This is a genomic window from Prevotella pallens ATCC 700821 (assembly GCF_000220255.1).
Classification (GTDB): Bacteria; Bacteroidota; Bacteroidia; order Bacteroidales; family Bacteroidaceae; genus Prevotella; species Prevotella pallens.
The window spans coordinates 1594339-1614353 of sequence record NZ_GL982513.1; the positions used below are offsets into that span (position 1 = coordinate 1594339).

Consider the following 20015-nt stretch of genomic DNA (forward strand, 5'->3'; position numbering starts at 1 on the left):
TTAATTTTCTTATTATATTTCATTTGCATTTTAATAAGAAAAAACAGGCTTTGTTTTTTTAAGAAAGCTACGTATAAAACAAAAACAGGAAGCCTGCAATAGACATTTTCTATATATCGTTTCCTAAAACCTATTTTTGTTCCAATTCTGCTTGTAAGCGTAATATTTCATCACGATATTGTGCAGCTTGTAAGAAATCAAGATTCTTTGCAGCCTCCTTCATTAATGCGGTTGTATTCTGAATACTCTTTTCGAGTTGCTCTTTTGTCATTTTCAATACAATAGGATCTGCCACCATAGGAATTTCTTCAGACTGAATATTGTATTTTTGCGCCTTCATTTTTTCGTTTGCAATATTAGCACTCATCGAAATGTTTTTTGTTGTTGGCAATATCTCCTTTATTGAACGTTTAATTTGTGTAGGAGTAATATGATGTTGCGCATTATATTCCAATTGTTTTTCACGTCTTCGTAAAGTTTCATCAATAGTTTTTCGCATACTTTCTGTTACACTATCAGCATACATAATAACTTTTCCATTTACATTTCTAGCAGCTCTACCCGCTGTTTGTGTAAGACTTCTATGACTACGAAGAAAACCCTCTTTATCTGCATCAAGAATAGCCACTAATGAAACTTCAGGCAAATCTAATCCTTCACGTAAAAGATTTACTCCAACTAAAACATCATAAATTCCACTACGTAAATCGTTTATAATTTTAATTCTATCTAAGTTTGCAACATTACTATGTATATAAGCAGCCTTTACATTATGGTTTAATAAATATTCGGTTAATTCTTCTGCCATTCTTTTTGTAAGAGTTGTAACAAGAATACGCTCATGCCTTTCTACCCTCTCCAGGATTTCGCCCATTAAATCATCAATTTGATTTATAGATGAACGAACTTCTATTTCGGGATCGAGCAATCCTGTAGGACGAATAAGTTGTTCTACAACAACTCCATCAGACTCTTCTAATTCAAAATTTGCAGGAGTAGCTGATACATAAATTATTTGATGAATAAGACTATGGAATTCTTCGAATTTTAACGGACGATTATCAAATGCAGCTGGTAATCTGAAACCAAATTCCACCAAATTCTTTTTTCGCGCCCTATCTCCACCATACATCGCGGAGATTTGAGGAACACTAACATGGCTTTCATCAATAATAATAAGATTATCTTTTGGAAAGAAGTCCAATAGACAATAAGGTCGTTGTCCCTCTTCTCTACCATCAAAATAGCGAGAATAGTTTTCTATTCCAGAGCAATGACCTAATTCTTTTATCATTTCAACATCATATTCTACGCGTTCTTTAATACGTTGAGCCTTAATACTATCTCCAGCTTCGTTAAAGAAATCAATTTGTTTCACCAAATCGTCTTGTATGTTTCTAATAGCAATTTCTGTTTGTTCTTTTGACGTTACGAAAAGATTAGCCGGATAAATCTCATATTCCTCGAAAGAACCTAATCGATGATAAGAAATAGAATCAACTTCTTCTATTGCATCAATTTCATCGTCCCACCAAGTAACCCTCAATATATTATCGCTATAAGCCATTGCTATATCAACAGTATCACCTTTTACTCTAAAATTACCCCGTTGTAAATCAATATCATTCCGAACATATAAGGCATCTACTAAGCGACGTAAGAAGATATTGCGGTCAAGAATCTGTCCTTTCTTTATCTGTATAACATTATTCCGCATTGCAACAGGTCCACCCATACCATAAATACAAGAAACAGACGATACAACAATTACATCTTTTCTACCTGATAATAATGCAGAAACAGCAGAAAGACGTAGCTTATCTATTTCATCATTTATAGCTAAATCCTTTTCTATATAAGTATCTGTAGATGGTAAATAAGCTTCAGGCTGATAATAATCGTAGTATGAAACATAATATTCAACAGCATTTTGAGGAAAGAAGCCTTTCATTTCCTCAAAAAGTTGTGCTGCCAAAGTTTTATTATGCGACAAAATAAGAGTGGGTTTATTTACATTCGCAATAACATTTGCCATTGTGAATGTCTTTCCAGAACCAGTTACCCCTAACAAGACTTGGCTTTTATCGCCACGCTTTATACCTTCTGTTAATTCTCGTATAGCCTCCGGCTGATCGCCAGTAGGTTTGTATTTTGATGTTAGTTTAAAATCCATATAGTAGTACAAAGTTAGTAAAAAACGATATATAATAACCCCCTTAGATGTGTTTTTTTACTAAAAAAGTAATATCACCTTTGTTTATTATGAAATTATATGTAACTTTGCATTTCAAAATTAATTTATGAAGAAGAATATTCTCATTAGCTTTATTCTTTCACTCCTCGTAGTGAGTTGTGCACAAGAATATAATCAAGTGTATAAAAGTACGAACTATACATATAAGTATGAGTTCGCAAAAGAATGTTTTGCACGTGGGAAATATAGTGCTGCAGTTCCATTACTCCAAGATTTAGTAACCATTCAGAAAGGTACTGATAATGCACAAGAATGCCTTTATATGTTAGCAATGGCAGAATATGGGCTACGTGATTACGAAGCAGCTTCAGAAGCTTTTAAAAAGTATTATCAAACATATCCACAAGGATATTATGCAGAGATGGCTTCATTTTATATAGGACAAAGTTTATATGAAGGAACGCCTGAAGCACGTTTAGACCAAACGCCAACTGTTGCGGCTATTGCAGCTTTTCAAGATTACTTAGATTTATATCCCAATGGAAAAATGAAAGGAACTGCACAGCAACGATTATTCGCTTTGCAAGATAAACTAATTCGTAAAGAATATTTAAATGCAAAGCTTTATTATAACTTAGGTTCATACTTCGGCAACTGCGGAAACGATGGTGGCAATAACTATGAAGCTTGCATTATTACCGCACAAAATGCGTTAAATGATTATCCATATTCAGCATTGCGTGAAGATTTTGCAACACTCATTATGAAAAGTAAATATGAATTAGCGCAAATGAGTGTCGAAGAAAAGAAATTGCAACGCTATCAAGACGCAGAAGATGAATGCTACGGCTTTATAAATGAATATCCAGATTCGAAAGAACGAGGAACAGCCGAAAAATACATTGAAAAGTGTAAAGAGTTTATAGCAAAAGCAAAATAAAGAATTAATAAGCATAAAATAAACATAAGTAAATGGATTACAAGAAATCTAAGGCACCGGTAAATACCATAACTCGTGATATGGTAGAACTATGGACAGAGACTGATAACATATACGAAAGTGTTGCAATCATAGCCAAGCGTGCTAATCAAATTTCAGTTGAAATAAAGCAAGACCTCAGTAAAAAACTTGCAGAGTTTGCTTCTTATAGTGATTCTTTAGAGGAAGTTTTCGAAAATCGCGAACAAATAGAAATTAGTAGATATTATGAGAAACTTCCAAAACCTACTTTATTGGCAACTCAAGAATTTTTAGATGGTAACATCTATTGGCGCGATCCTGCAAAAGATAATATAGAAGACGAAGCATCTCAAGTATGATACAACGGAAACAGACCATCTTTCTTCTTTTATCATTCATTATTCTTATTATTTGCCTTTGTATGCCAATTGGCTTAATAAGTTCTAATGGAATGACGCCTGCAAGTGAGATGACAAATTTATGGATAGTGAGTGCAAATGGAATGAAAGATTTTAAAGTATGGCCATTATTTGCTATCCTACTTGTAACACTTCCGTTACATTTATTCACAATAATGGATTATAAAAATAGGAAACGGCAGATAACTTTCTGTATTCTTATTATATTACTCATTATTTTGTGGTCTCTTGCATATTTGCTACTTTGCCAATTTATGTTAGAGGGACAAGAATTTCATATTAAAGTTACGTCATTTTTACCTTGCATCTCGTTTATCCTAATTATATTGGCGAGACGAGCAATTAAAGCTGACGAAGCTCTTGTGCGTGCAGCTGATAGAATAAGATAAAAAACACTGTAAATACATAAAAAACTTATTATCAGAAAGGTAATAAGTTTTTTATTGTATGTAGAGTTTGCTGCTTAAAAGGAAAATCCGTAAATTTGCAAACAATGCTAAGAATAGATCGACATATTGAGATATTATTATTGGAAAATGATTGTATCATTGTCCCTGGACTTGGTGGATTTGTTGCATATTATAGCGAAGCATACTACGAAGAAGCCGAAAATATATACCTTCCACCTTATCGTACTGTCGGTTTTAATCCTGTGCTAAAAATGAATGATTCGCTGCTTGCTCAATCGTATATTGAAACTTACGACTTAAGCTATCCTGAAGCAATGCGAGAAATTGAATCAGAAGTTAATAGTATTCTTGATTCTTTAGCCGAAGTTGGTTGCTTCGAATTAAAAGGACTTGGAGTTCTTAAACGTGAAGGCACCGACAAAATAGCATTTGAACCTTACGAAGGTGGCTTATTAACTCCTAAATACTATGGACTTTATTATTTTGAAATAGAGAAATATCATAATAAAGAAAATACAGAAGAGCAAAGTGTCTTAATAAAGAAGGAGAGAAACACAAGGCAACATTCCTTTTATATTGACACAGATAATGATGGAGAGAAACAACTAAATGTAAGTATTAAGCTTATAAAGGATATTGTGGTTGCTGCTTTTCTGATTACATTTATATTTGTGGTTGGATTTACATCAGAGAAACACACAAATAGTATACCTAAAGAAATAAAAAGTGGTGTATTTTGTGAACTATTTAATCCAACAGAATCTATTAAGAAACAGAAAAATTCTCAGAGAAAACCAAAACATTTAAATAGTAAAATACCAACTCAAACTTCCAATTTTTATTGGAGTTTAGTTTTAGCAAGCCACGTAACAGAGAAAAATGCAAATGGTTTCATTAAGAAACTTCAGCAAGAAGGATTTAAAGATGCATACATATATAAAGGTTCTGGAAGTGTAAAAGTTATATACGGACGATATAAAAGTGCTCAAATTGCAGCAAACCAACTGAGCAATCTCAGAGGTAATGACAGTTTTGAGCAAGCATGGATTTTAAAGATTAGAAGCAATATATGAAAAAGATACGTTGCCCTAAATGCAAGAACTTCATTATTTTTGATGAAACAAAACACACAATAGGACAGAGACTCTCTTTTAATTGTCCTACGTGTAATAAACAATTTAGCATTAAATATGGAGTCTCAACAAATAAAGACAATCTTCCTCAGAAAAAGACTTTAGATGATTTAAATGGAGATACACTCGATTATGGTTCATTATATGTAATTGAAAATGTATTTCATTATAAACAGGTGCTACCATTGCAGTTGGGAAAGAATACAATAGGTCGTTATATGAAGGGAAATCCTATTACTTGTCCAATAGAAACTGATGATCCTAGTGTTGATATGACACATTGCAGTATCAATGTAACGAGAAACAAAAGAGGTGTTTTAGAATATGAATTAAAAGATGGCCCTTCAAATACAGGGACATTTGTTGATAATGAAATTCTTGCTAACAATGAGCGCAGAAGAATTTCAGATGGAACTCTATTCACTATTGGAGCTACAAGTATAATTCTTCGTACAAAAAAAGAGTAACAAAGCATATAACAACAAATTTCTTTGCTTTTAGTGTTCCACTGTTTATACACACGAACAAAGTTGTCCTATTGTAGCACTCAGATATATTCTTATATCTCTAATGGACGTTAAGTTATAAGATGGTAATGTTAATTTAAATAAATTACGAAAGAAAGAATAAACTTTATCATTATTTTTGCATCATAATTAAAACCAAAAAAAGAATAAATATATGAAGAAGTTAGTATTAATGATTTTGTTTATGACAATAGGCATAACTATGGTGTCTGCACAAAATCAAGCTGAGTTTAAATTCGACCAGATAACAATTAATGTTGGTACATTCCCTGCAAGTTCTCCTGTGAAAAAGGCTGTATTTACTTTTACGAACGTAGGAAATGCTCCTTTAGTTATAAACGAAGTAATAGCCAGTTGTGGTTGTACAATACCTAAATATGATAGGCGTCCTATTGCTCCTGGACAAAAAGGTTCAATTGAAATAACATATAATGGGCAAGGAAAGTTTACAGGACATTTTAAAAAGAGCATTACGATAAAGTCTAATGCAAGAACTGAAATGACACGTATATATATAGAAGGTGTTATGGAAGGTGGAAAATAACTAAGATTGTTCTATAATAAAATAAGGTGAGAGATTAAAAATAGTTTCTCACCTTATTTTATGGTGCTTAACCTAAAGTAGGAACTATAGCAAGATATACAACATCGTGGTCGGTATTGTTTTCAAACCAATGGTTATGTCCTTCAGGACAATAATGCATCTGCCCTACTCTAACTATTTCTTTCACACCATCACAATATGCTGTTAGTTCTCCACTAATTACATACATCACTTCAAAAGTTCCACTATGAAGATGCTCTCCACTTCGTGCTCCCGGTCGGAGTGTTGAATACATAATACGCGCCTTATTGTCTACATAAGCACGAGTATCTAACTTTCCTTCTCCCCCTTTGAAACCTTCTATGTGTTCCTCTGTTATTTTATCAAAATCTATTACCATAATTACATTTTTTAGACCGGTGCAAAAATACAAATATTTTGGTGCTTTGCAAAATTCTTATGAATAGTTTGGTTCTAAAACTGTTTTGAAAACTTACTAAGACCTTAGTAAATAAAAGAAATATAACAATAGCTGAACAAAACAACCATATATTGAAAGGCACACCGCTAAATAGTGTGTATAGAGCACTACTATACAAGTGCGCAATAATGTTTCCATTTCATTCTTTTGCTTCTAATATATATCCGTAACGTTTTTATAAGCAAGATACATTATTTTTTAATGCTAAGCGCAGTTTTATTTACACGTAAATAAAGTTCTACTTACACGTAAGTAAAGTTTTACTTACACGTAAATAAAGTTTTACTTACGTGTAAATAATAACGTTTAATCAGTATCTCGTTGATACGAGAGGTGCGTGTAGATGTTTCATTAGTGTAGATTAATACTAAAATCAACTATTAAAACATCAGCAAATTCTATTGTCGAAAGTATCGTTTTACTTTATTACGAACACATAGCGTTCGCAGCAAGTTAGAAATGGAAATAGGACACCAACAAGAAAATAAAATCTGCCAAATTGATAATAAGCTAATGTTTGGCTAAACTGTATTATGTAAAGATATAGATATTAACGTTAAAATGTAGAGAAAGATACTGCTATATAGAATTAAAACTATAAATTTGCACTGCCGAATTAGAATATTAAGCAAAGTTGAACATTCGGCATAGGTGCTATTAATGTATAACCTGCTTTATTAAATTAAAAGGGAATACTATTTTTTTATGAAATAACTTACAACAATATGGAATCTATAATTGCAAACGCATTTGCGATCATTCTGCTTTGGCTTATATATTATGCAATATCTAAATACTCGAAACCTCTCCCCATTCCAAGCCTTAAAACACTTCCCATTTGGGCAATAGTATCTATATTGTTAGAAACATTTGCATTTATTGCAACCGTCTATTTGCTGTTAAATTCTAATTTTTCGTTTCAGCCATTTTCGTTTTGTGGCTATACGATATCTCTCCTCTCCATAGTAAGTTACATTATGCCCCTCTTATGGCTAAGTAGCATTGGTATAGTGTTTATAGTTGCAAAAAATAGTTGGGTACGTAAGAATCCCAAATATGGTAGGTTAATACTACCAGAAAAATTTAAGTCTCAACATATTGAATGTGTATCAATTCAAAGTGTCGATGGCATTGTAAATGGTCGTGGCGCTTGCTTTTCATCGACAAAAGGCTATTTAATAGCCAAAGGCAAACACAAAATAGAGTTAGAATGCTTTGAATATAATATATTTAAAAAGAGCTTTGCCCATAACACACTATACAGTAAAACTATCACTATAGATGTTGTTCCAGGTGTTTGCTATACAATAGAAGCTCTACTTGATAAGAAAAACTTCAGTGTTTCGCGCAGTTTAGAAGGCTCTAAATAGAGACTACTTTTATGAAGTTTTGTATATAGCCCTAAACTAAATGATAAATTAAGTTGGAAGAAAACTTTAGCATACATAAAAATACAGATTACAAATAAGGATATCAGAATATGAATACACCATCAAATAAAGCAAACCATTATAAATTACTGTTTATTTGTTTAGGAAACATTTGTCGTTCGCCAGCAGCAGATGCAGTAATGCATCGTTTGGTAGAAAGCAAAGAACTGTCGCATAAGTTTAGTATCGATTCTGCAGGAATTGGCAATTGGCATGTTGGCGACCTACCAGATAGAAGAATGCGCGAACATGGAGCAAAACGCGGCTATAATATTAACCACATAGCACGACAATTTAATAAAGCAACAGATTTTGATGCATTCGACTATATCATCGTAATGGATAACGACAACTATTCAGAAATATGCGCACAGGCAAAGAATGCAGAACAACGAAACAAAGTGGTTAAGATGAAAGATTTCTTTTCGCAGTATAAAGGCGAAGAATCAGTACCCGACCCATACTATGGAGGTGCAGAAGACTTTGAATTTGCATTAGATTTGATAGAAGATGGTTGCGAAGGCATATTAAACTGGCTTGCTGATATTTAAAAAACAAACGTATGCAAATTATTCTTTCATCGGCTAAACTAATGAACGCTGTAACAAAAATGGAACAAAATAAATATACAGTTCCATTATTCCAAAACAAAGCAGAAAGCTTTGCATTAGAATTAGCACAGCATTCTATTGAAGAACTAAAACAGGAACTAAAATGTAGCACAAGTTTAGCCCAAGTGGCTAAGCAGAACTTTATCGATTTCTTTAATCAAGAAAATAAGCTACCTGCAATTTTAGCATATAACGGACAAGCCTATAAATGTTTAAAGGCACATACACTTACAAATAGCGATATGGAGTTTGCTAATAAACATTTGTGGATATTAAGTTTCTTGTATGGAATGTTACGCCCGCATAACTTAATACACCCATATAGACTCGAAGGAAAAATTGTACTCAACGCAAGCAATGATAGAAGTGTTTTCGACTATTGGAAGCCTCTGCTAACCGATGTACTAATAAAATCGGTAAAAGCAGACGATGGCATTCTATTGCATTTGGCTACAGAAGAGTATCAGCATATATTCGATTGGAAGAAAGTGCTAAACGAGGTATCTGTTGTTCAGCCACTTTTTAAAGTCTTTAATGGCACGAAGCTAAAAAACATAACGGTTTATGCAAAAAGCTGTCGCGGTGCTATGACACGATATGTTCTTCAAAACAAAATAACAACTCCAAAACATTTAATGGGCTTTGAATACGAAGGATTTACATTCTCGTCTGCAGCATCTTTACTTAATAAAGTTCCTAAAGGACTAACCGAAGTGCTTTGGCAGCTTTCCGAAGAAGTATAATCTAAGTTTTAATTAGATGCACATATTGTGTAGTCAGAGATAGTTTGCCTATTCTTCTATCTCCGATAGTCCCTTAATAAAACCATTAATAAAGTTACTAGTAGTTTCTATTGGCGCATAGCTTATATATTTGTAGCTTCTACGAAGGTTTCTACGCAACATTTTCCCATTGTTTTGTACAAACCCTGCGGAATTTTGCCTAAAGTGCCATTCGCCAGCGGTATCCTTAACCAAATTTGAAATAATCTTTATGGTTAGTTTATAAGCAACTGGTTCTTCCTTTTTCACAAAGTCTATCTCGTCTTTCTCAAATCCAAATACCGCAATAAGAATGCTCCCCTGAAGTTGTGCCATACGCTGCAGATGGAGTGCCGAAAGCCATTTCTCTAACTTTAAGAAATCAACTTTATCGCCCTTATTTCTTAAGAACTGCCCTAACCTTATAATGGCATCAAGATTTATACCACGATTAAGCATTGCGTTCGTATTAAAGACAATAAGTTGCAGCATTCTTAATGTTTCGGTAGATGTATCTATACTATGCATCTCGTTATAGATTATCTTATGATACCTCTTATTCAGCCACTTATTACTAAGTTCCGCATCATCTCCAATAATTTTATCGTCTTCTTGTCTGCTACTTTGCTTCTCGTCTTGTAAATCTAACTTAGCTTGAATCTCGTCTATGAGTTTAGCTGGTAAATTCAGATTTTTATCGTTGGCATTGTTGTTTACACCTCGCACGAAATAATCGAGTACGTTTTGAAACATCACAATCTCGTACAGTCTTCTCCATTTAAATGACGACATAGCCTCTATCGTTGATTTATCGTTGAAGGCTCCAGAACGAATAAGCTTGAAGAAATTGCGTTGTATAATGTCCATTCTATTTTTGCTTTATAGCGTTTTGTTTACTATTCTATATTCTTGTGCGATGATAGAAATCTATATTCTCTTTTGATAGGAGTTCTATCGGCATATAGTTAATTGGGCGAACATCTTTTTTCAGTACTGTTTTTTGAAATAAAGCGTCTACACTTGAGAAACCTTGCTGATAGGCATGTTGTGCTATTAGAAAAGAGATGCTACCACGTCGCACACATTCAGCATTCTTAGGTACCATATCGTACCCCATCACCTGAACATTCTTTTTGTTCGTTTCTAATATAAATTCACCTATAATATACGCTCTCGAATTGGTTGTGAAACAATGATGAATATTTGGATTTGCATTAAAAAACTCGTCTAATAGAGCATTATAAGTAGCCCTACTTTCGCCCATTGGCAAATTAAGAGTCTTAATTTCTACTTGTGGATAATATTGTTCCATATAGCGACGAAATCCCACTTCGCGATTTTCTTGTTGTCGGCTTGTAACCTTTCCTTCGAATGTTTGTCGAACCAACAATATAGACTTTTCCTTTTGCGCAATTAGCATAAACATCTTTGCAGCGAAATATCCACTTTGGAAAGAATCCTGCCCGTAAAACGATAATGGTTTCAGGTCTGGCATATTTGAATCTAACAATACAAATGGAATATCTCGCTTGTGAAGCTCATCTGTGAAAACCTTTGTTGCATCTAAAGTGGTAGGTACTAATATAACTCCATCTGGCTTTTCTTCTAAACACTTACGACAAGTTTCCAGATAGGTTTCTGGGTGCAAGCGGCTGAAGTGCCTTAGTTTTATATTTAAATGAAAATCGCATCTAAGCTCAACTGCCTTTATTGCTCCTAACTCTATCTCTTCCCAATAAGCTTCGCTTGTGTGTTTAGGCAGAACGCAATAAAAGGTATAGGTTTTATTGTAGGCTAATACGCTTGCATAGACATTAGGTTGATAATTAATTTCATTTAGAATCTTCTCTACCTTTTCTTTTGCCAATTTAGAGACATTAGGGCGCTTGTGTAATACTCTGTCAACAGTGCCGACACTTACACCTGCTTTCGCTGCTATATCTTTAATTCTTATCCTATCTCCCATAGCAATTCTAATTTTCTGCAAAAATAGTAATAAAGTTGGAATTAACCATATCGCTTTCACCATTTTCTGTTGTTGTAATTATAAATATGTTAAGAATCTCGTTAGGTAATATTTATTTCTTAAAAAATATGACATTATATTTCTTTATACTCTATAGAAAGAAAGCGGAGAGATTATTTAGTAAAGAGGACGATTACGATAAATTTTCACTTCTATATAATATAATCTTAAACAACATATTGTGTGGTTCAGTAGATAATAATAATGCTTAAATTGGAAGATTACGAATAATGAGATTCATACATCTTCAGTTGAATGGATATCTCTCAAGTACCATCATATAGCACTATAAAGGTTGTTATCTGGTATGATATCTAATTCGGTACTGACAGATATCTGTGACGAACGCGATAGATATCTAAGACGAGTGCGATAGATATCTGAAATAAGAGTAGCTATATTTGACGGTTCTTTTAAATATCTGAAACAGCCAATTTACTTGGCAAGTAATTGTAAACGTAAGGTTATTATTGCCTATTATTCTATACCATACATAGGGTCATTATGAATTATCTAATATCTTTTCGAAAGAAATCTTTTTACCCATTGAAACGTCTCTGTATTGCATCCATAAAGGGTGTCAATTCACGGTTATGCACGCGACCATAGCGGTCAATCATTTGTAGAGAATAAGCAATGTAGAGACGGCGCTTGGCACGCGACATAGCTACATAGAACTTGCGAGCATCTTCTTCGTCTTGCTTTTTATTCTTATTGAAGGCGTTGGGATAACGTCCGTCGGCAGCATCAAACACAATAACATTATCAAACTCCAGTCCCTTTGCCTTATGCACTGTCGTTACATAAACACGCTCACGGATACTCTTACTATTGCAGAAGTCAGCTTCTTTCAGTGTGTTGATATCCATAATATATTGGGAGAGTTGCTGAACAAGCGCATTTTCTATTGCATTGTCCGTCAGCATATCTATGCGTAGATAACGCAAAACGTAATCTAACCGAGGAATCTCATTGATTAATCCATCTGCACGCAAGGCGTTGTAAGCAGACGATAATTCCTGAACGAGGGCAGGTTCTTCGTTCGTAGCTAATACATAAAGATGTTGGACACCATTCAAATAAAGTTCTCCATAGTTGTTGCGAAGAGTATTTATGAATGGTTTTACCTTTGGATGTTGGAGAAAAGACTGTTGTTGTGGTTGCTTCTCACGTGCCTTTTTGGCACAAAGACGGACGAGGCTCACCGTTGCTCCCACGTCATCAATAGCCTGATGACTATTCTTTCCTGTCAGTTGAAACATCTCTAAGAGCGATTCTAACTTATAAGAATGAAGGCTCGGAGAGAGAAGTCGTATCAGTTTTAGCGAGTCGAAGCATGGGTTCTTATGGGCTTTCAGTGTGTCGTTGCAATATCTTTGCAGACAATTGTCAATGATATTGTAATCGTAATTGGCGTTATGTCCGAGGATAGGACGTGTTCCAATGTAGGCAAGAAAGCGTTGCAAGGCCTCTTGAGGAGTGATAAGTTCCTCTGCAGCGAGCTTCTCATGATAGATAGCATACATAGGATTATCTTTGTCGCCGAGCTTTGGTAAGATAGGCTTGTCAGTCTTTATATAAAGGTCGAGCGGCTCTCCAACTATTTCTCCACCTTTAATCTTCATAGCTGCAATCTCTATAATATCATCAGCAAATACGTCTAAGCCTGTTGTCTCAGTATCGAATACAACTATTTCTTCTTCATCGTAAGCTTTAAGAAATTCTGCTGTGTAGCATGTATCAGGATAAAGAAGGAAGTCGGAAGGCGAAAGTGCGAGTTGCTTCAGTTTCCAATTGAAGCGTCGTGCCAAAGCATGTGAAGGAAAAGCACGCACACCTTTCATTATACGTGTCCATGCAATAGAGTTATGTTCGTTGGCAAGAACGCTGAGATGAGACAGTAAGAGCTTAACATCTGGTGTATCAAAGAGGTCGCGACCAGATACCTTAAAGTGTGTCAGTCCTACTTTGTCCATTGTCTCGCTAATATGATCTGCATCTGAATTAGAACTGACTATCACTGCCGTTCGTTCTTCTTTGTTTTGTTCATAAAGGTTACGAGCTACATCTGTAACCTCTTGTCGTTCCGAGTCAATCGTACTACTATGGATAATTCGTAAGTCTTCGGGCTTAGCTTTCACATCATTGTCAGAGGCAGGAAGTAACTCACGGTCTATCTTCAGTTGTTTTTCTGCGTAATCGTTAAAGACATCAAGCAGGTACTTTGGTGAACGATGGTTTCGTTGTAGGTGATGAATATTGCCCTTACACCGCATCTTGAGCAGGGTGAGTGTCTCCATTTTGGCACCCATAAAAGAGAATATTGCTTGTTGTTCGTCTCCCAGATACATCACCATAGGATTATCTTTGACAGTGAGCAGGTCAATAATTGCGAGCTGCATACCATTGAGGTCCTGCACTTCATCTACCTGAATCCACTTATAACGCTTACATGTATCATCGGTACTGTAGATGTCGTAAGTCTTTAGTAACAAGTCTTCGAAGTCGAGCAGATGGTTCTCTTCTTTGTATTGAGCATAACAAGCAGCATAATACATCTTCCAAAGCAACACACGAATCCTATCGGCAGTCTTTGCATCAAGTCCTGGCACGTTGGGCTCGTCCATGTATTGCTGTGCATGATGATAGATGTCAATCACCGCTTGTTCGTTATATTCTCTCTTCTGCGACTTGCATATCTGCTTGATAGCCTCTCGGTCATCATCCGTGAAACTCTCTGGGTGGAGGTAAAACTTCCACGGATGCTGATGTTCCATCTGATAGATGAAGTGCTGGAAGAAGATAATCGTCTGATAGCCTTTATATCTATTGAAGTCTCTTGTTACTCCTTCCTCATCTTCGTTACGATAGTCAGCAATGATACTCACGGCTTCCTCATCGTCAATAATAGCGGAGTCTGCTGGAATCTTGTCTTCCTCGAAAAGGAACTTAGAGCAGAACCGATGTACATTACCCACCATCAGCTCTGTGCTATCGCCTCCAACAACCTCCTGAATACGATTCGTCATCTCCCTTGCGGCACGGTTTGTGAACGTAAGACAGAGCATATCCTCGTATCTCACACCCTTTTCTCTCGCATATCTTATTCTCTCTGCCAGTATATGTGTCTTACCACATCCTGGTGAAGCCAATACAAGATGGTACCCGTGGCTTGCCTCTACTACGGGTATTTGATACTTATCTAATAACGTAAACGAATTGTTGGGTTCCATAGGTTCTTATCTTTATGGGCGTTAGAAGCCTTTGCAAAAGTAAGAAAAAGATTGGAAATAGCGTATTATCTGCTAAGAAATAAGAGAAAACATATCTATTATAACTACATTCATTGTCTTTTATAATTCCTTTAAATCATTTGCTTTAACTTTTTTTGTTTTTCGTATTTATAGTTTATACTAAAAAAGCCTTAACTTTGTGGAAATTTAATCGGTATATTGTGACTACAGATATAGTCAAAGAAAAGGTTAGGGGCATACTTGATAGTTATCTAGAGATAAACAATCACAGGAAGACCACAGAGAGATTTGCGATTCTCGATGCGGTTTATGATATGCAAGGACACTTCTCGCTCGAAGAGTTAGGAGAAAAAATGTCAAAAGATAATTTTAGAGTATCACGTGCCACACTCTATAACACTATGCGGCTCTTTATAGAACTACGCTTAGTGGTGCGCCATCGTTTCATAGGACAAACCAAATATGAAGCTTGCTACAATAACGATGAGCACATACATCAGATATGTACAGTTTGCGGTGCAGTTACAGAAATAGAATCGACACCTATAACAACAGCTATTGCAGAAACAAAATTTACACGTTTCCGCAAAGATGGCTTCTCCTTATATATATATGGTGTTTGTTCGCGTTGTCAGGCAAAACTATCTCGTGAACGTAACAAAGTTAGAAATAAGATAAAAACTAATGGAAACAGGTAAAGTTGATGTCCTATTGGGATTACAATGGGGCGACGAAGGAAAGGGAAAAATAGTTGATGTGCTTACACCTCATTACGATGTTGTAGCACGTTTTCAAGGAGGACCTAATGCTGGACATACTTTGGAATTTGAAGGACAAAAGTATGTATTGCGTTCTATCCCTTCTGGTATATTTCAAGGCGGTAAGATAAACATTATTGGAAATGGAGTTGTGCTTGCACCTGATTTGTTTATGAACGAGGCAAAGGAATTAGCTACATCAGGACACCCTCTCTTTGAACGACTTTATATATCAAAGAAAGCGCATCTCATATTGCCTACACATAGAATATTGGATAAGGCTAACGAAGCGGCTAAAGGAAAAGAATTAGTAGGAACTACTGGTAAAGGAATTGGTCCTACTTATACTGATAAGACCAGCAGAAACGGCTTACGTGTAGGTGATATTCTTGAAGACTTTGATAATAAATATAAGAAACATAAAGAACGCCACCTTAAACAATTAAGTGCTATGGGGTGGACTGATTTTGAAGGCTTTGAAGAAACAGAAAAACAATGGTTGGAAGGGATAGAATATATGAAAAACTTCCGCTTTGTTGATTCTGAACATGAAATAAACCATATACTTCGTGCAAATAAAAATATTCTTTGCGAGGGCGCACAAGGCACTATGCTTGATATAGACTTTGGTTCTTATCCTTTCGTAACTTCATCTAATACCATCTCTGCCGGAGCTTGTACTGGATTAGGAGTAGCTCCAAACAAAATAGGTAATGTATTTGGAATTATGAAAGCATACTGTACTCGTGTAGGTTCAGGACCTTTTCCAACCGAACTCTTCGATGAAACTGGCGAGAAACTCTGTAAATTAGGACACGAATTTGGTGCTGTTACAGGCAGAAAGCGTCGTTGTGGTTGGATAGATTTGGTGCAATTGCGTTATTCTGTTATGCTGAATGGAGTAACAGAACTTATTATGATGAAGAGTGATGTACTTGATACATTCAACACCATTAAAGCTTGTGTAGCTTACGAACTGCCAAACGGTGAAACAACTAATGAGTTGCCTTACGATATTAGTGAAGTAAAACCAATTTACAAAGAATTGAAAGGTTGGAACACTGATATGACACAATTCACTAACGAAGCACAATTCCCAAAAGAATTTAGCGATTATGTGAAGTTCCTAGAAGAATTTTTAGAAACAAGGATTGGTGTTATATCAATAGGACCAGATAGAGAACAAACTATAATAAGGAAATAACAATAATGACAAATAAACCTTCTATCCCAAAGGGAACACGTGATTTTGGTCCCGATGAGATGGCAAAACGAAATTATATATTCAATACCATAAAGAACGTATATGCTCTTTATGGTTTCCAACAAATAGAAACGCCGGCAATGGAAACTCTCCATACTCTAATGGGAAAGTATGGAGACGAAGGCGATAAGCTACTTTTTAAGATTTTAAACTCTGGCGACTTCCTTAAAAGCACAACAGATGAGGAACTTTTATCGCGTAATCCATTGAAACTTCAAACTAAAGTTTCAGAGAAAGGATTGCGTTACGACCTTACTGTTCCATTTGCAAGATATGTTGTTATGCATCGAGAAGAGCTGCAAATGCCTTTCAAACGCTACCAAATACAACCTGTTTGGCGTGCAGATAGACCACAAAAGGGGCGTTATCGTGAATTTTATCAGTGCGATGCTGATATTGTTGGCTCCGATTCTCTGCTTAACGAAGTGGAATTGATGCAGATTATAGATACCGTTTTCACGAAGTTTGGTATACGGGTACAGATTAAAATAAATAATCGTAAAATTCTTACTGGAATTGCAGAAGTAATTGGTGAACAAGAGAAAATTGTCCAAATAACAACTGCAATAGATAAACTCGACAAAATTGGGCTTGATGCCGTAAATGCAGAACTTGAAAAAGAAGGATTGCTGAAAACTTCCATCGAAAAGCTACAACCTATTATACAATTAAGTGGTAGTAACGATGAGAAGTTGAATACAATTGCTGAAGTACTTGCTAATAGTGAGATTGGATTGAAAGGAGTTGAGGAAGTAAGATTTATTCTTAATACCCTGAAGCAAATAGAACTGAAGAACGAAATACAGCTCGATTTGACTTTAGCACGCGGACTTAATTATTATACGGGGGCAATTTTTGAAGTTAAGGCTTTAGACGTTGAAATTGGTTCTATTACAGGTGGTGGACGCTACGATAATCTTACAGGAATTTTCGGAATGCCTAATCTTTCTGGAGTTGGTTTTAGCTTCGGGGCAGACCGAATTTACGATGTTCTTAATGCTTTAGATCTTTATCCGAAAGAAAGTATCAGCAATACACAGTTACTATTCATTAACTTTGGAGAAAAAGAAACAAACTATGTATTGCCATTTGTTACAAAAGCACGTCAAGCTAATATAAGAACTGAGCTATTTCCAGATAGTGTAAAAATGAAAAAACAAATGGCTTATGCAAACGCAAAGCACATTCCATTTGTTGTTCTTGCAGGAGATAACGAAATAGAACAAGGAAAAGTTACGTTAAAGAATATGACAACAGGCGAACAGATTCTTGTTTCTCCAGAAGATTTAATAGAGAAAGTAACGTCAAGTAAGCTTTAAGTTTTTAAATATAGTGTTCTGCGTATGAAAAAGCTAATTGATTTTAGTACACAGAACATCTATTTTATAAAATAGCAAAGAGCCAATTCCCAAGTAGAGAGTTGGCTCTTTGTATTTCTATTTACTAATAGAGCAATATAGAATTAAGAGAAAAAGGAGGTCTTATTATATAGATTGGTAACCTTTTGTATAGTTTCTTTTCAACAAATCTTTTAAAGAAAGCTCTTTACCACCATCGTGTTCAAAAGCTTCTTGCATTTCTTCATATCCTTCTTCTTCAGCTTTAGAATGCTCAAACTTTATTACTTTATTTTTTGTTTCTGCTATTGCCCACCCAATTAATGCTATTACGAGTAAGACAAATAATCCTATAATAGGTGTCGTCATAATGTTACGTTTTTATTATTTGTGGTGCAAAAGTACGTTAAGTTTACCGAAACTCCAAATTTCCAATAACTTTTTGTACCTTTGTCTCGCATTATAAGAAATAAGAGACGACAAGATGACAAGAAAAGAACGCTACAAGTATATATTAGATTATTTCAGGAAAAATGTTGGCGAAGTGTCCACAGAACTTATGTTTGGTTCTGCTTTCCAGCTATTATGTGCAACTGTACTTTCGGCACAATGTACAGATAAACGCATAAATGCTATTACTCCGGCTTTATTTTCTAAATATCCAGATGCAAAAACAATGGCTACAGCTGATGTAGAAGATGTTTTTGAATTTGTACGTAGTGTGTCTTATCCACACACAAAAGCAAAACATTTGGTTGAAATGGCACGTATGATTGAAGAGGTATATGGTGGAGATATTCCTTCCGATCCAAATAAATTGATAAAATTACCTGGAGTGGGACGAAAAACAGCTAATGTTCTGCAAGCCGTATGGTTTGGAAAACCAACTTTAGCAGTAGATACACACGTTTATCGAGTTAGTCATCGATTAGGATTAGTGCCCGACAATGCCAACACTCCACGTAAAGTAGAAGATTATTTAATGCAAAATATTCCTTTGAACGAAGTTTCTTCTGCACACCATTGGATTCTTTTGCATGGCAGATATATATGTAAGAGCTTACACCCTATGTGTAATGAGTGTCCTTTCGATTCAATTTGTCCAAAAAATATAACCAATAGTAAACTAAGCAAGTAAACAAAATGAACACAGACATCATACTAAATTTCTTAAAAGGTATAGCAGCTAATAACAACCGTGAGTGGTTTCACGAACATAAGTCGGAATACGAAGTTGCTAAAAAAGAATTTGAAACTGGCATTGAAGAAGCCATCACTGCTATAACAACTATCGATGACGAAATTGCACACGTGAAGGTAAAAGATTGTACCTATCGTTTCTATCGTGATATTCGCTTTTCGCCAGATAAAAGTCCATATAAACGACATTTTGGAGCTTATATTTGTGCAAAAGGAAAAAAAGCATTGAGAGGTGGTTATTACATTCATTTAGAACCAAATAACTGCTTAATAGCTGTAGGTTCTTATTGGTTGCCTACTAATATTCTTACTTCGTGCCGAAACGAGATAATGGTAAATATAGAAAAATGGCGCAGAATTGTTGAAAATGGTAAGTTTATAAAAACTTTCGGATATCCTAACGATGGAAAATGGGAAGACGATACTGTTTCGGAGAAAGGTTTCGGACTATCAGCATTAAAAACAACACCTAAAGGATTTCCACGCGACTATGAGTTTGCCCAATATTTACGTATGAAAGATTATTGTTGCTGGGTAAAAGTTCCAGACAACTTCTTTAAAAATAGCGATTGGAAAAAGAAATTAATTAATATTGTGGAAATAGGAAAACCAATGATGGATATGATGAACAGCGTAATAGACGATTATGAATAGAACTGAATATTAAGTAGATTTAATATCTACTTAAGTTCGGCAAAAAATATT

At 35.1% G+C, this 20015-nt stretch carries 20 protein-coding genes; 14 read left to right on the plus strand and 6 right to left on the minus strand.

All coding sequences use genetic code 11. The features are described from left to right. Window positions 1-130 precede the first annotated feature (130 nt). A complete protein-coding gene (gene uvrB, locus HMPREF9144_RS06185) occupies window positions 131-2173 on the minus strand; it encodes an excinuclease ABC subunit UvrB (protein ID WP_006045060.1) in 2043 nt (680 codons plus the stop codon). A 127-nt stretch (window positions 2174-2300) separates the two neighbouring features. Here uvrB and HMPREF9144_RS06190 point away from each other — a divergent pair, with 127 nt between their 5' ends. From HMPREF9144_RS06190 to HMPREF9144_RS06215, 6 genes are all read left to right on the plus strand, one after another. Next, window positions 2301-3134 carry an outer membrane protein assembly factor BamD gene (locus HMPREF9144_RS06190; RefSeq protein WP_006045061.1) on the plus strand — a complete coding sequence of 278 codons (834 nt, stop codon included), beginning with the start codon at window positions 2301-2303 and terminating at the stop codon, window positions 3132-3134. Between the two features lie 32 nt (window positions 3135-3166). After that, window positions 3167-3514, plus strand: coding sequence for a DNA-directed RNA polymerase subunit omega (locus HMPREF9144_RS06195; RefSeq protein ID WP_006045062.1), 348 nt, complete (start codon window positions 3167-3169; stop codon window positions 3512-3514). Continuing rightward, on the plus strand, window positions 3511-3963 hold the full coding sequence (locus tag HMPREF9144_RS06200) for a DUF4293 domain-containing protein (RefSeq protein ID WP_006045063.1): 453 nt from the start codon (window positions 3511-3513) through the stop codon (window positions 3961-3963). The genes HMPREF9144_RS06195 and HMPREF9144_RS06200 overlap by 4 nt, the downstream gene beginning before the upstream one ends. Window positions 3964-4067: 104 nt before the next feature. Continuing rightward, window positions 4068-5057, plus strand: a complete 990-nt coding sequence (locus tag HMPREF9144_RS06205; protein ID WP_006045064.1) for an HU domain-containing protein — start codon at window positions 4068-4070, stop codon at window positions 5055-5057. Continuing rightward, window positions 5054-5584, plus strand: coding sequence for an FHA domain-containing protein (locus tag HMPREF9144_RS06210; RefSeq protein WP_006045065.1), 531 nt, complete (start codon window positions 5054-5056; stop codon window positions 5582-5584). The genes HMPREF9144_RS06205 and HMPREF9144_RS06210 overlap by 4 nt, the downstream gene beginning before the upstream one ends. A gap of 214 nt (window positions 5585-5798) precedes the next feature. Continuing rightward, entirely contained in the window at window positions 5799-6188 is a 390-nt protein-coding gene (locus HMPREF9144_RS06215) for a DUF1573 domain-containing protein (protein WP_006045066.1), read from the plus strand. A gap of 67 nt (window positions 6189-6255) precedes the next feature. On the opposite strand, the gene HMPREF9144_RS06220 is transcribed toward HMPREF9144_RS06215, so the two are convergent. Further along, window positions 6256-6588 carry a cupin domain-containing protein gene (locus HMPREF9144_RS06220; protein WP_006045067.1) on the minus strand — a complete coding sequence of 111 codons (333 nt, stop codon included), beginning with the start codon at window positions 6586-6588 and terminating at the stop codon, window positions 6256-6258. An 806-nt stretch (window positions 6589-7394) separates the two neighbouring features. On the opposite strand from HMPREF9144_RS06220, the gene HMPREF9144_RS06225 reads away from it, so the two are divergent. The 3 genes from HMPREF9144_RS06225 to HMPREF9144_RS06235 all read left to right on the plus strand — a co-directional run bounded on the left by HMPREF9144_RS06225 (window position 7395) and on the right by HMPREF9144_RS06235 (window position 9453). Next, window positions 7395-8039, plus strand: a complete 645-nt coding sequence (locus HMPREF9144_RS06225; RefSeq protein ID WP_006045068.1) for a hypothetical protein — start codon at window positions 7395-7397, stop codon at window positions 8037-8039. A 110-nt stretch (window positions 8040-8149) separates the two neighbouring features. Next, a complete protein-coding gene (locus HMPREF9144_RS06230; RefSeq protein WP_004363914.1) occupies window positions 8150-8650 on the plus strand; it encodes a low molecular weight protein-tyrosine-phosphatase in 501 nt (166 codons plus the stop codon). Between the two features lie 11 nt (window positions 8651-8661). Continuing rightward, window positions 8662-9453, plus strand: a complete 792-nt coding sequence (locus HMPREF9144_RS06235; RefSeq protein ID WP_006045069.1) for a YaaA family protein — start codon at window positions 8662-8664, stop codon at window positions 9451-9453. A 48-nt stretch (window positions 9454-9501) separates the two neighbouring features. On the opposite strand, the gene HMPREF9144_RS06240 is transcribed toward HMPREF9144_RS06235, so the two are convergent. From HMPREF9144_RS06240 to HMPREF9144_RS06250, 3 genes are all read right to left on the minus strand, one after another. Beyond that, window positions 9502-10338 (minus strand): hypothetical protein, encoded by an 837-nt coding sequence (locus tag HMPREF9144_RS06240; RefSeq protein WP_006045070.1) that lies wholly within the window; start codon window positions 10336-10338, stop codon window positions 9502-9504. 34 nt (window positions 10339-10372) lie between these two features. Then, the gene (locus HMPREF9144_RS06245) at window positions 10373-11437 is read right to left on the minus strand and encodes a LacI family DNA-binding transcriptional regulator (RefSeq protein WP_040595405.1); all 1065 of its coding nucleotides are present in this window, start codon (window positions 11435-11437) and stop codon (window positions 10373-10375) included. Between the two features lie 599 nt (window positions 11438-12036). Continuing rightward, on the minus strand, window positions 12037-14730 hold the full coding sequence (locus HMPREF9144_RS06250; protein ID WP_006045073.1) for a 3'-5' exonuclease: 2694 nt from the start codon (window positions 14728-14730) through the stop codon (window positions 12037-12039). Between the two features lie 221 nt (window positions 14731-14951). Here HMPREF9144_RS06250 and HMPREF9144_RS06255 point away from each other — a divergent pair, with 221 nt between their 5' ends. The 3 genes from HMPREF9144_RS06255 to hisS are packed head-to-tail and all read left to right on the plus strand — an operon-like array spanning window position 14952 to window position 18092. After that, the gene (locus HMPREF9144_RS06255) at window positions 14952-15449 is read left to right on the plus strand and encodes a Fur family transcriptional regulator (RefSeq protein ID WP_040595406.1); all 498 of its coding nucleotides are present in this window, start codon (window positions 14952-14954) and stop codon (window positions 15447-15449) included. After that, on the plus strand, window positions 15436-16713 hold the full coding sequence (locus HMPREF9144_RS06260) for an adenylosuccinate synthase (protein WP_006045075.1): 1278 nt from the start codon (window positions 15436-15438) through the stop codon (window positions 16711-16713). Before HMPREF9144_RS06255 ends, HMPREF9144_RS06260 begins: the two co-directional genes overlap by 14 nt. A gap of 5 nt (window positions 16714-16718) precedes the next feature. Continuing rightward, the gene (hisS, locus tag HMPREF9144_RS06265) at window positions 16719-18092 is read left to right on the plus strand and encodes a histidine--tRNA ligase (RefSeq protein WP_006045076.1); all 1374 of its coding nucleotides are present in this window, start codon (window positions 16719-16721) and stop codon (window positions 18090-18092) included. Between the two features lie 165 nt (window positions 18093-18257). Here the strand turns inward: hisS and HMPREF9144_RS06270 are convergent, their stop codons facing one another. After that, entirely contained in the window at window positions 18258-18479 is a 222-nt protein-coding gene (locus HMPREF9144_RS06270; RefSeq protein ID WP_006045077.1) for a hypothetical protein, read from the minus strand. Window positions 18480-18594: 115 nt separating this feature from the next. On the opposite strand from HMPREF9144_RS06270, the gene nth reads away from it, so the two are divergent. Together nth and HMPREF9144_RS06280 are read left to right on the plus strand one after the other, a co-directional pair. Further along, the gene (nth, locus tag HMPREF9144_RS06275) at window positions 18595-19248 is read left to right on the plus strand and encodes an endonuclease III (protein WP_006045078.1); all 654 of its coding nucleotides are present in this window, start codon (window positions 18595-18597) and stop codon (window positions 19246-19248) included. Between the two features lie 5 nt (window positions 19249-19253). Beyond that, the gene (locus tag HMPREF9144_RS06280) at window positions 19254-19964 is read left to right on the plus strand and encodes a DUF2461 domain-containing protein (RefSeq protein ID WP_006045079.1); all 711 of its coding nucleotides are present in this window, start codon (window positions 19254-19256) and stop codon (window positions 19962-19964) included. Window positions 19965-20015 lie beyond the last annotated feature (51 nt).